Source organism: Ramlibacter pinisoli, assembly GCF_009758015.1.
Taxonomy (GTDB): domain Bacteria; phylum Pseudomonadota; class Gammaproteobacteria; order Burkholderiales; family Burkholderiaceae_C; genus Ramlibacter; species Ramlibacter pinisoli.
Genome location: NZ_WSEL01000003.1, coordinates 1,038,016 through 1,051,071, shown reverse-complemented (window position 1 = coordinate 1,051,071; position 13,056 = coordinate 1,038,016). Strand labels below are relative to the sequence as shown.

Annotated in this window: 16 protein-coding genes; 9 read left to right on the top strand and 7 right to left on the bottom strand. The window is 73.2% G+C overall.

Annotated features, from left to right (window positions below):
- Positions 1–94: 94 nt before the first annotated feature.
- The 4 genes from GON04_RS06210 to GON04_RS06195 all read right to left on the bottom strand — a co-directional run bounded on the left by GON04_RS06210 (position 95) and on the right by GON04_RS06195 (position 4,477).
- The gene (locus GON04_RS06210; protein ID WP_181653912.1) at positions 95–1,078 is read right to left on the bottom strand and encodes a PAS domain-containing protein; all 984 of its coding nucleotides are present in this window, start codon (positions 1,076–1,078) and stop codon (positions 95–97) included.
- Between the two features lie 310 nt (positions 1,079–1,388).
- Positions 1,389–2,318 carry a DMT family transporter gene (locus GON04_RS06205; RefSeq protein WP_157397072.1) on the bottom strand — a complete coding sequence of 310 codons (930 nt, stop codon included), beginning with the start codon at positions 2,316–2,318 and terminating at the stop codon, positions 1,389–1,391.
- A 307-nt stretch (positions 2,319–2,625) separates the two neighbouring features.
- Positions 2,626–3,486: an SAM-dependent methyltransferase gene (locus tag GON04_RS06200; RefSeq protein ID WP_157397071.1), complete on the bottom strand. Its 861-nt coding sequence runs from the start codon at positions 3,484–3,486 to the stop codon at positions 2,626–2,628.
- A 112-nt stretch (positions 3,487–3,598) separates the two neighbouring features.
- A complete protein-coding gene (locus GON04_RS06195) occupies positions 3,599–4,477 on the bottom strand; it encodes a c-type cytochrome (RefSeq protein WP_157397070.1) in 879 nt (292 codons plus the stop codon).
- 90 nt (positions 4,478–4,567) lie between these two features.
- Here GON04_RS06195 and GON04_RS06190 point away from each other — a divergent pair, with 90 nt between their 5' ends.
- From GON04_RS06190 to GON04_RS06155, 8 genes are all read left to right on the top strand, one after another.
- Complete coding sequence (locus GON04_RS06190) at positions 4,568–5,281, top strand: TetR/AcrR family transcriptional regulator (RefSeq protein ID WP_157397069.1); 714 nt, start codon at positions 4,568–4,570, stop codon at positions 5,279–5,281.
- A 125-nt stretch (positions 5,282–5,406) separates the two neighbouring features.
- The gene (locus GON04_RS06185) at positions 5,407–5,643 is read left to right on the top strand and encodes a hypothetical protein (protein ID WP_157397068.1); all 237 of its coding nucleotides are present in this window, start codon (positions 5,407–5,409) and stop codon (positions 5,641–5,643) included.
- A 131-nt stretch (positions 5,644–5,774) separates the two neighbouring features.
- Positions 5,775–6,497, top strand: coding sequence for a tyrosine-protein phosphatase (locus tag GON04_RS06180; RefSeq protein ID WP_232532945.1), 723 nt, complete (start codon positions 5,775–5,777; stop codon positions 6,495–6,497).
- 213 nt (positions 6,498–6,710) lie between these two features.
- The gene (locus GON04_RS06175; protein WP_157397066.1) at positions 6,711–7,643 is read left to right on the top strand and encodes an alpha/beta hydrolase; all 933 of its coding nucleotides are present in this window, start codon (positions 6,711–6,713) and stop codon (positions 7,641–7,643) included.
- A 68-nt stretch (positions 7,644–7,711) separates the two neighbouring features.
- Positions 7,712–8,158: a chromosomal replication initiator protein DnaA gene (locus tag GON04_RS06170; protein ID WP_157397065.1), complete on the top strand. Its 447-nt coding sequence runs from the start codon at positions 7,712–7,714 to the stop codon at positions 8,156–8,158.
- Positions 8,159–8,257: 99 nt separating this feature from the next.
- Positions 8,258–9,595 carry a cation:proton antiporter gene (locus GON04_RS06165; protein ID WP_157397064.1) on the top strand — a complete coding sequence of 446 codons (1,338 nt, stop codon included), beginning with the start codon at positions 8,258–8,260 and terminating at the stop codon, positions 9,593–9,595.
- Between the two features lie 100 nt (positions 9,596–9,695).
- Positions 9,696–9,890: a hypothetical protein gene (locus tag GON04_RS06160; protein ID WP_157397063.1), complete on the top strand. Its 195-nt coding sequence runs from the start codon at positions 9,696–9,698 to the stop codon at positions 9,888–9,890.
- Positions 9,891–9,915: 25 nt separating this feature from the next.
- Positions 9,916–10,416 (top strand): hemerythrin domain-containing protein, encoded by a 501-nt coding sequence (locus GON04_RS06155; RefSeq protein ID WP_157397062.1) that lies wholly within the window; start codon positions 9,916–9,918, stop codon positions 10,414–10,416.
- 185 nt (positions 10,417–10,601) lie between these two features.
- Here the strand turns inward: GON04_RS06155 and GON04_RS06150 are convergent, their stop codons facing one another.
- Positions 10,602–10,892, bottom strand: a complete 291-nt coding sequence (locus tag GON04_RS06150; RefSeq protein ID WP_157397061.1) for a hypothetical protein — start codon at positions 10,890–10,892, stop codon at positions 10,602–10,604.
- Between the two features lie 9 nt (positions 10,893–10,901).
- Here GON04_RS06150 and GON04_RS06145 point away from each other — a divergent pair, with 9 nt between their 5' ends.
- Positions 10,902–11,207 (top strand): hypothetical protein, encoded by a 306-nt coding sequence (locus GON04_RS06145; RefSeq protein ID WP_157397060.1) that lies wholly within the window; start codon positions 10,902–10,904, stop codon positions 11,205–11,207.
- Positions 11,208–11,252: 45 nt separating this feature from the next.
- On the opposite strand, the gene GON04_RS06140 is transcribed toward GON04_RS06145, so the two are convergent.
- Complete coding sequence (locus tag GON04_RS06140) at positions 11,253–12,143, bottom strand: sulfurtransferase (protein ID WP_157397059.1); 891 nt, start codon at positions 12,141–12,143, stop codon at positions 11,253–11,255.
- Between the two features lies 1 nt (position 12,144).
- Complete coding sequence (locus GON04_RS06135; protein ID WP_157397058.1) at positions 12,145–13,038, bottom strand: DMT family transporter; 894 nt, start codon at positions 13,036–13,038, stop codon at positions 12,145–12,147.
- Positions 13,039–13,056: the final 18 nt, after the last annotated feature.

The window sequence follows — 13,056 nt, the reverse complement described above, 5'->3', positions numbered from 1 at the left end:
GACGGTGGAGACCGCAGTGTTGACCCACCGCGGCGGCCGCGGCGTAGGACTTGCCCCAATCCCGCGGTCCGCTGCCGGTGCGGCCGCGGCCAGCTCAGGTGTCGGGTTTCTGGCGCGCGGCCAGCGCGTCGAGTTGCGCCTGCAGCGCGAGGATCTCGCGCCGCGCATTGATGCGTTCGGTGTCGTCGTGGATGCACAGGGTCATGCCCAGGTCCGACGGCGAGAACTTCATGTGCAGCCACATGCCCAGCGGGGGGTAGTACTTCTCGAACTCCACCGAGTGCCCGGCCTGGAGCGCCTTCTCGCACTTCTCCAGGAAGCGGCCGGCCGCCGTCTCGGGGAATTCGACCAGCAGGCTGCGGCCGGCCAGCTGCTGGCGGCGGCGCCGCAGCAGGCGCTCGGCCTCGGCGTTGAGGTAGACGAAGCGCCACTCCTCGTCGAGCAGCACGAAGCCGTCGCTCAGCCGTTCCAGGGTCTGGGTGAAGCGCTCGGCGGTGCGGCGCGCCTCGTCGGCCACCGCGCGGAAGCGGCTGACGTCCTGCATCGCCCCCCGCACGTGGGTGATGCGGCCCTCGGCGTCGCGGTCGGCCTCGCCGAGCGCATGGATCCAGCAGGGTTCGCCGCGCGCGCTGACCAGCTGCAGCTCGAGGTCGAACGGCACGCCGCGCTCCATGCATTGCTCGAAGGCCTGCCGCAGCAGCAGCTGCGATTCGGCCGTGTACAGCGGCAGCACGGACCGGGCGGTCGGGACGAACCCGGCCGGCAGCCCGTGGATGGCCCGGACCTCATCCGACCAGGTCCACGTCATGCCGGCCAGCTCCACGGCCCACGCACCCAGCCGGCCGGCTGCCGCCGCCATGCGCAGCAGGGCCTGCGTCTCCTTCATCTGCTGTTCGGTCATCCAGGCGGCGGGCGTGTCGACGCCCGCGCCCAGGTAGCCGCGGTAGGTGACGCCGCTGGTCCAGTAGGCAGGCGGTGCGTCCTCGACCTCGCGCCGCCCCCACAGCCGGCGCCAGGCGCCCGCCATGCCGGCGGCGATGCCGGTGTCGTCGGGGGCATCGACAGGGTGGGGGGACATGGTGGAGGAGGTGGTCATCGGGCTCTGCGAGCCCGGTACGCAACTGTTGTGCCAGGCCACCGCGGGCCCCGTCCTTCGCCCCCGCTACCCCGTCCTCGTCAGGGGCGACCCCTCCGTCAACGTCCTGGCGGTTCGCCGCCGTTACCCCACCCTCGTCATGGCGGGCTCGACCCGCCATCCATCTCCGGTCCGTTGCACGGCCTGGTCGGCGTTCCGGAGCTGGATGCCGGATCGAGTCCGGCATGACGCAGGCCCCACGAAGTCCGGCGGCCGCCGTGAAGGGGCGGGCGAGCGCTTGAGGCGCGCCGCCTCAGAGCGTCGTGAACATGGCCAGCAGGCCGGCGACCACCAGCGCCAGCCCGCCGGCCTCGGCGGACGACAGCTTCTCGCGCAGCAGGCGGTGCGAGACCAGGTAGCTGAAGACGACCTCGATCAGGCCCAGGGTGCGCACGTTGGCCGCCGTCGTGAGGGCGAAGGCGGTGAACCAGCCGATCGAGGCCAGCGCCCCGGCCGCCCCGGCGACGGTGGAGACCCGCCAGGCGCCCGCGATGGCGCGCAGGGACGCGGGCGCGCGCCACGCCAGCCAGCCGCCCAGCAGCAGCGACTGCGCGGCCTGTGCCCACAGCACGCCCCAGGCGCCGGCCAGCCAGGGCGACACCTGCGGCAGTTCCAGCGCCGCGCCCCGGTAGCCGACCGCCGACATGGCGAAGCCGGCGCCCGAAGCCAGGCCCCAGAGCGCCGCGCTGCCGGCCCAGCTGCGTGCGTCCTGCAGGGCACTGGATTGGCGCGGCAGCGACAGCAGCACCACGCCGACCGTGGCGAGGGCCATGGCCGTCAGCGTCGGCCAGCCGGGCAGTTCGTGCAGGAAGAGGGCACCGAACAGGGCCACCTGCAGCGCGTCGGTCTTGGAGTAGGCCACCCCGATGACGAAGTTGCGCTGCTTCATGGCCGCCAGCAGGCAGGCGGTGGCGGCCAGCTGGCTGATGGCGCCAAGCAGCAGCCAGCCGAAGTAGGCGGCGTGGAAGTGCGGCACGGCGGCGGCGGTGGCCGGCATGGCGTGCAGCAGCAGCACCCAGGCCAGTGCGAACGGCAGCCCGTAGAGGAAGCGGGCCAGGGTCGCGCCCAGCGTGCCGGCCTGTGCAACGAGCGAGCGCTGGGCGGCGTTGCGGGCGGTCTGGACCAGCGCCGCAAAGATCGCGATGGGGACCCAGATCCAGGCGAGGGTGGCGGCGGTAGGCATCGCTGCCGATCATCCCAGAGCGAGGCGCGCGGCCCGGCTCGGACGGGCAGGGGAGGGCTCGCCGGGGACGAGGGCTGGCGGTTCGCCGACGCCACCGCAGCACGTCCTGGCGGCGAGTGGCGGGTCGGCCGGGGGACTTGGGTCCCGCCGGAGGGCGAAATGCCCGGGTCGGGCCGCCACTCGCCGCAGCCCCAGGGAATCGTCATGCCGGGCCTGAGCCGGCATCCATCTCCGGAACGTGAGCCAGGTCGAATCTGGCTCGGGGAGATGGATTGCGGGTCGAGCCCGCAATGACGGGGTAGCCGTCTCAGCCTGGGCAGCTGGGCGCGTCGACGCGCGTGAACGCCTGCCCGCGCACCAGCGCCAGCGGGCCGTCGCCGTCGATCACCTTGAGCTTCCCGCCTTCGAGTTCCAGCACCAGCGCACCGACCCGGGTCGATTCGGTGCGCAGCACGTTGCCCTCCATGCGGCCCTGGATGGTGCGGGCCCGGTCGCGGCGCAGCAGCTCGCCCTCGACCTCCTGGTGCTCCTGCTTCAGGCGCAGGCTGAACTCGTGCAGCGGGCCGGAGCCGCACCACAGGCCGCCGACTTGCGCCGGCACCACCCAGAACAGCACCTTGCTCGACCTGGCCAGCCCGACCTTCTTGTCGGGCACCGCCACCTCGCTGGTGCGGTCGGGTTTCCAGTCGCCCATGTCCCAGTCGTGCGACACGATGCGGGTGCCGGGGCGCAGCTTGAGCAGTTGCGGGCGCAGCTGCAGGTTGACCTGCGGCAGCAGGTACATGGTGACCACGGTCGCGCGCGACAGGTCGGTGCGGAACAGGTCCTGCTCCTCGAACTTCACGCGGTCGGCGACGCCCGCCTCGCGCGCCGAGCGGCGGCTGGCTTCCACCAGCTGCGGGACGATCTCGACCCCGAGGCCGGAGGCGCCGAAGCGCCTGGCGGCCACGATGACAATGCGGCCGTCGCCCGAGCCGAGGTCGATGAGGTGGTCGGCGGGGCCGACGTTCGCCAGGCGCAGCATCTCCAGGGTGACGCTGTCGGGCGAGGTGACGAAGGGCACTTCCTCGACGAGTTGCGCGTGGGCGGCTGCTGCGCACAGGGCGGCGCAGCAGGCGAGCAGGGTGGTGCGGGCGGTGGCCTGGAAGCGGGCGAACGGCTTGGACATGCGGTGACCTTAGCAGCCCCCGGCGACGCGCGGTGTCAGCCCGCGCCGGCGCGCGGGATGCTCGGTCCCGTGCCGGCGCGCGGGGTGCCCCCCCTCTGCCGCGCCGCGGCGCTCACAGCGAGCGCAGGTACAGGTGCAGCGCCTTCACGTCGGTGTCGCTCATGGCCCGCAGCGACTCGAACGGCATCACCTTCACCGCCGTGCCGTCGGCCCGCTTGCCGGTGCGGAACAGCGCCTGCAGCGATTCGGGCGTGGGGTAGGCCGGCAGCGCCGAGCGCTCGCCCGGCCGCAGCGCCGGGGCCGGCGGCCAGTCGGGCGGGCCGCCGGGGATGCGGCCGCCGGCCAGCTGCGGGCCGTGGCAGCCCAGGCACATGTTGGCCACGTAGGCGCCGTGCTGGACGCTGACGGCTTCGGCCACCGGCTGCTGGGGCGGGCGGCCGTGGTCGATCTTCTCGGCCGCGTCCTGGATCCCGCCGAAGCCGTACAGCACGCGCGCCGGCAGCGGCAGGCTGACCTCGGCACCGGTGCCCTGCGTCGGTGGCAGGGCGCGCACGTAGGCCACCAGCGAGCCGAGGTCGTCGTCGGTGAAGCGGTTGTAGTCCTCGCTCGGCATGACGCGCAGCGCGCGGCCGCCTGGCGCCACGCCGTGGCGGATGGCCCGCACCCAGTCCACCGGCTGGTAGGCGGCGACCACCGAACCGGGGCCGGGGCTGATGTTGGGGCCCTTGATGCGCAGGCCCTTGCCGTCGTCGACGAACACCCGGCCGGCGCCGTTGGCACCGTGGCAGTCGACGCAGCCGCGCGAGGCGAACAGGTAGCGGCCGCGCTCGAGCGCCTGCGCGTCGGTGCGCCAGGCGACCGGCTGCGCCCGCACCTCGACGATGCGGGCCGCCTTGCGGTCGGCCAGCTGCAGGCCGATGGCGATGGCGGCCGCCACCAGCAGGACGAGAACGGCGACGGCGATGGCGCCGCGCCTGAGCCAGGGGTTCATGGAGTGCTCCAGGGGTAGAATCGATGAATGGTCTAAATTTGAAGTATTACTGCAAAAATGGATCCTAGCTTCAATCCCGGAACGCCGTCAATGCCGCCGCTTCCGCTGCCGCTCAAGGTCGCGCTGAATGCCTCGCTGGCGGCCGGCCCCAAGCGCGAGCGCACCCAGTCGCTGCTGCTGCAGGCCACGGTCCAGGTGATCGTCCAGCGCGGGCTGGCCGGCACGACGATGCAGCAGGTGGCGCAGGCGGCCGGCATGGCGCCCGGCACGGTCTACAACCACTTCGCCACCCGCGACGAGCTGGTCGGGCGGCTGGCGGTGGTCATCGGCCAGAGCCTGTCGCGCGTGATCGCCGAGAGCTCGGCCGATGTCGAGGACGGCGCCCAGCGCATGGCCATCGGCCAGCGGCGCTACGTGTGGCTGGCGGCCGAGTCGCCGGCCTGGGCGCTGCTGCTGCTCGAGGTGGCGGCCGCGTCCCCCCACCTGCTGCAGACGCTGGAGGTCTACACCCTGGCCGACCTGCGCCTGGGGGTGCGCCAGAAGCGCTTCCAGGTGCCCAGCGAGGCGGCCGCGCTGGACGTCATCAACGGCGTGTGCAGCTCGGCCATGCGGCGCGTCGCCGTGGGCGCCGCGCCGCCACGGCACGACGTCGCCGCGGCCTCGCTGGTGCTGCGCGCCCTGGGCATGGCGCCGGCGGAAGCGCTGGCGGTGGCCCGCCGCCCGCTGCCCGAGCTGCCGATGCCGGCGCCCGCCGCTCCCACGGCCGGCCGTGCCCCCGCCACCGCGCGGGGCCGCAAGCGCTGAGCGGAACCGCAGCGTCCTACAGCGGGCCCACGCCACTGCCGACAGACGACCCCGGCCCGCCCACTAGATTGCGTCCAGGGCGGCCGCGTGGCGCAGCCGCCGGCACGAACCCAAGGAGCAGCGCGATGGCAGGGTCCAAGTCTTCGAGCGGCGGCCGCAGCGGCCGCAGCGGCGCCCCCAGCGGCAGCCGGGGGACCCGGGGCGCGGCCAGCGGCGGCGCGACGCGCGGGGCCGGCAGCGGCAGCGGCGGCAAGATGACCCGCAGCGAAGCCGGCCGCATGGGGGCCGCGGTGAGCAACCAGAACAGCCGGGCACAGAGCGAACGCGCCATGGGCAACAACAACCGCAGCAAGAACCGCTGAGGCGGCGGCGTCCCGGCGGCGTGTGCGCCGGGAGGGCCGATTTCCGTGCGGATGCCCGGCTTTGCCGGGCTTTTCCGTGCCCGGCGGCCGTCCGGCTGGCGCCGCCCCTGGTCCGCGCGACAATGGCTCCAATGTCCTTCGCGCTGCCTTCCAATCCGTCCAACTTCCGCGACCTGGCCGCCAACGTCCTCAGCGTTGCCGTGCGGCCGCATCGCCTGTTCCGCTCCGACCACCTGGGCGCCCTGGACGCCGGCGATGCCCGCCAGATCGAGGCGCTGGGCATCCGGCGCGTGCTCGACTTCCGCGGCGTCGACGAGCGCACGTCGGCCGCCTGCGTGCTGCGGGGCGTGGAGGTCCACTCGCTGGCCATCGAGCCGACCATCGTGCAGGTGCTGGCCGACCTGGTCGAGGGCGGGCACCGCCTGGGCGAGGCCGACGTCGTGCGCCACATGCAGGACACCTACCGCGGCTTCGTGCGCCGCAGCTCGGCCCGCTTCGCCGAGTTCTTCCAGTTGCTGCTGCGGTCCAACGAGCCCACCGTCTTCCACTGCACCGCGGGCAAGGACCGCACCGGCTTCGCTGCCGCCCTGGTCCTGCACACACTGGGCGCGACGCGCGAGGAGATCATGCGCGACTACCTGCTGACGAACGAGCGGCTGAAGCCGTCCACCTACGTGTGGAAGGGCATCGAGCCGCACGTGGCGCGCGTGCTGTGGGGCGTGCGACCGGAGTTCCTGCAGGCCGCCTTCGACGCCGTCGACGAGGACCACGGCGGCCTCGACGCCTACCTGCGGCGCGCGCTCGGCGTGGGCGAGGCGGAACGCGCGCGCCTGCGTTCCCTCTACCTGGCCTGACGCTTCGCGCCGTCGCGCCGGCGCGGGTTCTTCCTACCGCGACCGGCTCGGCCATCCGACAGGCCACGGGCCGTGCCCGTCGCACAGTGCGAGGCAGGAAGCCGGTGCTCCAGCCGGCGCAGTACGCCGTCGTACGAAGGGAGAGGCCATGGCCGTCCACCGCTCGCTCCGGGCATCGCGCCCGCAGGCCCACCGGGCCCACGAGGAGGCCACATGGCCAGGCTGCTCTACCCGCTGATCGGGCTGCCCGCACTGGGCGCGGCCCTGTACGGCGCGGCGCTCGCCTGGCTCTGGTTCCGCCAGGAGAGCCTGCTGTTCGAGCCCGAACGCCTGGCGCCCGACGACGCGCTGGCCACCGATCCCGACACCCGTGAATTCCACGTCGACGTGCCGGGCGCACGCCTGTCGGTCGCGCAACTGAAGCTGCCCGATCCGCGCGGCGTGGTGTTCTACCTGCACGGCAACTCGGGCAACCTGCGCAAGTGGTTCACCAGCCTCGACACCTTCCGGGCGCTGAACTTCGACGTGGTGATGATGGACTACCGCGGTTTCGGCAAGAGCACCGGCCGCATCGAGAGCGAGGCGCAACTGCACGCCGACGTGCGCGCGGTGTGGAACGCCATCGCCGGCCAGTACGCCGGCCGCTGCGTGGTGGTCTCGGGCCAGTCGCTCGGCACCGGGCTGGCGGCCGGGCTGTCGGCCGACCTGTGCGGCGCCGGCACGCCGGCGGACCTGACGCTGCTGATCTCGCCGTACAGCAGCATGCGTGCGCTGGCCGACGAACACTATCCCTGGGTGCCCAGCGGCGTGCTGCGGTACAAGCTGGCCACCGTGGACCACGCCTGCAAGGTGAGCGGCCCGGTGATGCTGGTGCACGGGGACCGCGACGAATTGATCGGCCACCACCACAGCGAGGCGATCCGCAAGGCGCTGCCGCAATGCCAGTTGCTGCTGGTGGAAGGCGCGGGCCACGGCGACGTGCACCAGTTCCCCTCGTTCCGCGAGGGCGTGGCCACCGCGCTCGGTGCGCTGGCCGGCCTGGCCGTGACCGCGGCCGCCACGGCCGCCGGCGGTGTCGCGGCCGCCGGGGCGCAACCGGTCTCCTACGCGGCGTCCGGCCAGGCACCTACAACTGCCCTGTCCTGAGCGGCCGACCATGGCTGCCATGCGGGCCCGCCACGGGCCCGCCCGCGACACGGAAGGAGCAGGCCACCATGCCCAACCAGGAACCATCGAACGACGGTCGCCCGCGCAAGGACGCAGGCCGCCCGTCCCCCGACGTCGACACCGAAAACCAGTCGACGGCGCGCGGCAAGGGCGCGAGCGACGAGCAGGGCGGCGCGCCGCGTGCCGACCAGGGTGACGGACCGGGCAAGGTCGGCCTCTCCAGCGACCGCCAGGCCGGACTCGTCGCGCCCAGCGGGGTGAACGAGCGGGACCACGGCGCGGCCGACGACAAGCCGATGGGTGGCGGCAGCGTCAACTTCGACGACGACGACGACGACGAGGAGCGCCCGCGTGGCAACACGGCCCGCACCGGCGGCACCTGGGACGCGCACGGCGGCGACCGCGGCGAGGTCGGCAAGTCGCCCGGCGCCGGCCTGTCGGACCGCAACGGCCCGAGCGATCCCGGCCGCAAGGACGACCGTTCCCCCACCTGAGCGCCGCCCCGCCGCGCACCGGCAGCGCGGCCGTTGCCTGACCCCGGCTTGCGGCGCCGCCCCACACCGGCGCCGCGCGCCGCCGCCCAGCATGGCTGCATGGCCTTCGCGCTCTGGTCCGTCCTGATCGGGCTGCTCCTCATCGTGCTGGCGCTGGCCGGGACGGTGCTGGCGCGGCTGCCGCTGTCGACCGCGATGCTGTACCTCGCGGTCGGCGTGGCCGTCAGCCCGCTCGGCCTGGGCTGGATCCAGGCCGGCCCGCTGTCGCACACCGTGCTGCTGGAGCGCCTGACCGAAGTCGTGGTGCTGGTGTCGCTGTTCACCGCCGGCCTGAAGCTGAGCCACGGCCTGGGCGATCGGCGCTGGCTGGAGCCGCTGCGCCTGGCCACCACGTCGATGGTGGTGACGATCGCCTGCATCGCCGCGGCCGGCCATTTCCTCCTGGGCCTGTCGGTCGGTGCGGCGGTGCTGCTGGGCGGCCTGCTCGCCCCCACCGACCCGGTGCTGGCCTCCGACGTGCAGGTGCAGGAGCCGGGCGACCAGGACCAGGTGCGCTTCGCGCTCACCGGCGAAGGCGGCCTCAACGACGGCACCGCCTTCCCCTTCGTGATGCTCGGCCTGGGGCTGCTCGGGCTGCACGACCTGGGCGCCTGGGGCTGGCGCTGGATCGCGGTCGACTTCGCGTGGGCGATCGCGGCCGGCATCGGCATCGGCGCCGTCCTGGGCATCGCGACCGGCCGGCTGGTGCTGTACCTGCGGCGCGAGCACAAGGAGGCGGTGGGGCTGGACGACTTCCTGGCGCTCGGCCTGATCGCGCTGGCCTACGGCACCGCGGTGCTCGCCCACGCCTACGGTTTCCTCGCGGTGTTCGCCGCCGGGGTGGCGTTGCGGCGCCTGGTGCAGGAGCAGGGTGAATCGCCGGCGTCCACGCAGCGTGCGGTGGAACAGGCCGCCGCCACGCCCGACCGCCACGTGGCCGACAAGATGGCGGTGGACCGCCGCCACGCCCCCGCCTTCATGGCGCACGCGGTGCTCGGCTTCAACCAGCAGCTCGAACGCATCGGCGAGGTGGCCGTGGTGGTGACCATCGGCAGCCTGCTGTGGGCGGTCGAGTGGCAGCCGGCCGCCTGGTGGTTCGTGCCGCTGCTGCTGCTCGTCATCCGTCCCCTGTCGGTCGCACTCGGCCTGGCCGGCGCCAGGGTCGGGCACACGCGCCGGCTGCTGCTCGGCTGGTTCGGCATCCGCGGCATCGGCTCGCTCTACTACCTGGCCTACGCGATCAACCACGGCCTCGATCCGCAGCTGGCCGCCCGGCTGTCCGGGCTGACGCTGGCGGTCGTGGTCGCCTCCATCGTGCTGCACGGCGTGTCGGTGACGCCGCTCATGGCCGCGTACGAGCGGCGCAGCCGGCGCGGCGACCGCGTACGGCCGGGCTGACGGGCCCGCCGTCCTACAGCAGCGGCAGAGGCGCACTGACAGCCCCGGGCGAGCCGCGCTGCCTACAGTGCGCATCTCGCACTGGACGAGGAGTTTTTCCATGCACCCCGACAAACCCAAGGCACCGCGCGAAGGCCGCCAGCCGGCGCCCCAGCAGCGCGGCACGCCCGACACCGACATGCAGCCGGAGGATGCGGGCACGCCCGAGAGCCAGCCGGCCGCCGCGGGCACGCCCGCCGAGTCCACGCTGAAGCAGCAGGACAAGAACGACACCGAGACCGGCAGCCGGCGCTGAGGCGCCACAGACGGAAGGATCCACGATGACGACGCGAACCGAGGACGCGCTCGACCTGCTCGACGCGGACCACCAGGCGGTGCACAAGCTGTTCCAGGCTTACCGCGCACTGGCGGCGAACGACGCACCGGAGGCGCGCCGCAAGGCGCTGGCCGAGCAGATCTGCATGGAGCTGGTGATCCACGCCAAGCTGGAGGAGGAGCTGTTCTATCCCCCGGTGCGCGAGGCGATCCGCGACGACGACCTGATGGATGAAGCCGAGGTCGAGCACGCCAGCGCCAAGGACCTCATCGTGCAGATCCTGTCGATGGATCCGCACGAGGAGCTGTACGACGCCAAGGTGACCGTGCTGGGCGAGTACATCGACCACCACGTGCGCGAGGAGCGCGAGGAGATGTTCCCCAAGGCGCGGCGCTGCGGTATCGACCTGCTGCGCCTGGGCGAGCGGCTGCGCGAACGCAAGCGCGAACTGCAGGCCGTGCCTGAAGCTCTGCGCGAGGAATTGCTGGTTTCGCTCATGGCCTGAGCCGCGCTGGCCCAGCCGCGGCCAGCAGCCCTGCGTTGTCCTACAGCCATCGACAGTGGCAGACGACAACCTGCTCGCGGGGCCTCCCTAGAGTCAGCCGAAGGGCAGTCGAGGCCGCCCTCTCGCGACCGGGCAGCCACGGCATCCCATTCCCCTCGACTTTCGTCCATCGAGACGCAACCCTCTCAAGGAGTTCCAACAATGAACGTTTCCATCCTCTCCCGGAGCACCACCCTGGCCCTGGTCGCCGCAGCGGCCCTGTCTCTCAGCGCCTGCGGCAAGGGTTCCGAACCGGCCGGTAGCGGCGCCAGCGGCTCGTCCGGCAGCACGGGCAGCAGCACGTCGATGGGCAGCTCCGGCTCGTCGGGCAGCTCCAGCAGCATGGGCGCCTCGGGCGGTTCCGCGGGCTCGGCCGGCGGCAGCACGGGTTCGAGCGGCAGCATGAGCTCGTCGCCCTCCAGCAGCAGCACCACCACCACGACGAAGTGACGGCGCTGCGTTTCCTCGCCGTGGCCGTGGCGCTCGCGGCGGGCCTGGCGGGTTGCCAGAAGGGCGCCGACAGCGGCGCCCCGGCGAGCCCGAACGCGTCCGGCAATCCCGTTCCCGGCACCACCGGGCGCGGCAGCGCCGATGCGGGTGGGCAAGGCCAGTCCGCGCAGCCCGGGGCGGGCCTGCAGGGCGGGCTGGGCGCCAGCAACGGCACCGGCGCCATGGGCGCGGGAGCGTCTCAGGACGCGGCGGCCAAGGGGTCGACCAACCGCACCCCGGGCAACGCCGTCGGCGGTCGCTAGGCCGCGTCCGGCTGTCGCGTGGCGCGTGGCTGCGCCTGCGCGGCGTCAGCCCCTCTCGACCGGCCGCGCCGGGTCACTGCACCATTCGCTCCAACTGCCGGCATAGAGTGCCGGCGGCGGCAGCCCGGCCAGCTCGTAACCGACGGCATTGGGCAGGGCGCTCACGCCGCTGCCGCAGTACATCACCGCCGTCGCCGGATCGCGGCCCTGCAGCAGGGCGTCGAATTCGCGCCGCAGTTGCGCCGCCGGCTTGAAGCGGCCGTCGGCCTCCACGTTCAGTGCCGAGGGCCGGTTCAGCGCGCCCGGGATGCGGCCGGCCACCGGGTCGATCGGCTCGACCTCGCCGCGCCAGCGCGGCGCCACGCGGGCGTCGATCAGCGTCTGGCGGTCGGTGCCCAGCGCGCGCTGGACGTCGGCCGTGGTCGCCAGCCGGCGCAGCGGCTCGCCGAGCGCGAAATTCGACTGGAAGCGCGCCGGCTCCTCGCCGCTGGACACCTCGCCGCCGGCGGCCTGCCAGGCGGCCAGGCCGCCATCGAGCATCGCCACCGCGTCGTGGCCGGCCCACTTGAGCATCCACCACAGGCGGCCGCAGTAGTTGGCGTTCTGGCGGTCGTACACCACGGCCTGCATGTCGTTGGAGAAGCCGACCGAGCACAGCCACATGGCGAATTTCTCGCGGCTGGGCAGCGGGTGCCGGCCACCCGAGGCGGCGTCGGCGTGCGGGTGGCGGCTGCCGTCGGCCTCGACCACGCCTTCATCGGACAGAGCGTGGTCGAGATCCGCATGCACGGCGCCGGCGATGTGCAGTTCCCGGTGCTGCTCCTGGCCGGCGGCCGGGTTCGCCAGTTCGAAGCTGCAGTCGAACACCATCAGCGGTGCGCCGGCTGCTCGCAGCGCCTGGAGTTGCTCGGCGGTGACGAGGGTGGTGTAGGCCATGTCAATGTTCCTCTGCGGGTGCGTTCGGTGCCGCGCGTTCGCGCAGGATGGTGGCGGCGACGCCGCTGGCGACGATCAGCGCCATCCCGATCCATCCCATCGGGGCGATCGTGTCGTGGAACAGGACCACGCTGTAGATCGCGCCGAAGACGATGCCCGAGTATTGCAAACTGGCCACGACCAGCGTGGCGCCATGGCTGTAGGCTCGCGTCATGCACCACTGGCCGAGCGACGCGAACAGGCCCACCGGCAACAGCCATGCCGCGTGCAGCCAGTCCCAGGGCGAGACCCCGGTGAGCGCCACGCCGACGGCGCCGGCCAGCGCGGAGCCGAGCGCGAAGTAGAAGACGGTGCGCGCCTCCGGCTCGCCCAGCTTGCCCAGCGCCATCACCTGCAGGTAGGCAAAGGCCGAGGCCAGGCCCGACAGCAGGCCGACCAGCCCGGCGAAGAGCTGGTCCTTGTCGATGGTGGGGCGCAGCAGCAGCACCACGCCGGCAAAGCCCGCCAGCACCGCCAGCGCCACCGGGCCCTGGCGCAGCATGCTGCCGCTGCGCGGGTTCCAGGTGACCAGCGCGCCGCCGACCAGGAAGGCCGCGATCCACACGCTGCTCAGGTAGTTGAGCGTCATCGCGGTGGCCAGGGGCAGGCCGCCGATGGCATAGAACCACGCGCCCAGCGACAGCACCCCCACCAGGCTGCGCCACGCGTGCATGCCGCCGTGGGCGGTGCGCAGGCTCACGCCCTGCCGGCGCGCGAACAGCCACATGAACAGCATGCCCAGCAGCCCGCGCCAGAACACCAGCTCGGAGGCGTTGAACCAGTCGGAGGCCACCTTCACGCACACCGCCATCGTGGCGAAGGCGAACGAGGCCAGGACCATCCAGAGGGCCTGCATCAGGCCCCCGGCGGCAGC

Coding starts and splice junctions, on each gene's coding strand:
- GON04_RS06210 (WP_181653912.1), bottom strand. CDS start 1,078: ATGTCCCCCCACCCTGTCGATGCCCCCGACGACACCGGCATCGCCGCC.
- GON04_RS06205 (WP_157397072.1), bottom strand. CDS start 2,318: ATGCCTACCGCCGCCACCCTCGCCTGGATCTGGGTCCCCATCGCGATC.
- GON04_RS06200 (WP_157397071.1), bottom strand. CDS start 3,486: ATGTCCAAGCCGTTCGCCCGCTTCCAGGCCACCGCCCGCACCACCCTG.
- GON04_RS06195 (WP_157397070.1), bottom strand. CDS start 4,477: ATGAACCCCTGGCTCAGGCGCGGCGCCATCGCCGTCGCCGTTCTCGTC.
- GON04_RS06190 (WP_157397069.1), top strand. CDS start 4,568: ATGCCGCCGCTTCCGCTGCCGCTCAAGGTCGCGCTGAATGCCTCGCTG.
- GON04_RS06185 (WP_157397068.1), top strand. CDS start 5,407: ATGGCAGGGTCCAAGTCTTCGAGCGGCGGCCGCAGCGGCCGCAGCGGC.
- GON04_RS06180 (WP_232532945.1), top strand. CDS start 5,775: ATGTCCTTCGCGCTGCCTTCCAATCCGTCCAACTTCCGCGACCTGGCC.
- GON04_RS06175 (WP_157397066.1), top strand. CDS start 6,711: ATGGCCAGGCTGCTCTACCCGCTGATCGGGCTGCCCGCACTGGGCGCG.
- GON04_RS06170 (WP_157397065.1), top strand. CDS start 7,712: ATGCCCAACCAGGAACCATCGAACGACGGTCGCCCGCGCAAGGACGCA.
- GON04_RS06165 (WP_157397064.1), top strand. CDS start 8,258: ATGGCCTTCGCGCTCTGGTCCGTCCTGATCGGGCTGCTCCTCATCGTG.
- GON04_RS06160 (WP_157397063.1), top strand. CDS start 9,696: ATGCACCCCGACAAACCCAAGGCACCGCGCGAAGGCCGCCAGCCGGCG.
- GON04_RS06155 (WP_157397062.1), top strand. CDS start 9,916: ATGACGACGCGAACCGAGGACGCGCTCGACCTGCTCGACGCGGACCAC.
- GON04_RS06140 (WP_157397059.1), bottom strand. CDS start 12,143: ATGGCCTACACCACCCTCGTCACCGCCGAGCAACTCCAGGCGCTGCGA.
- GON04_RS06135 (WP_157397058.1), bottom strand. CDS start 13,038: ATGCAGGCCCTCTGGATGGTCCTGGCCTCGTTCGCCTTCGCCACGATG.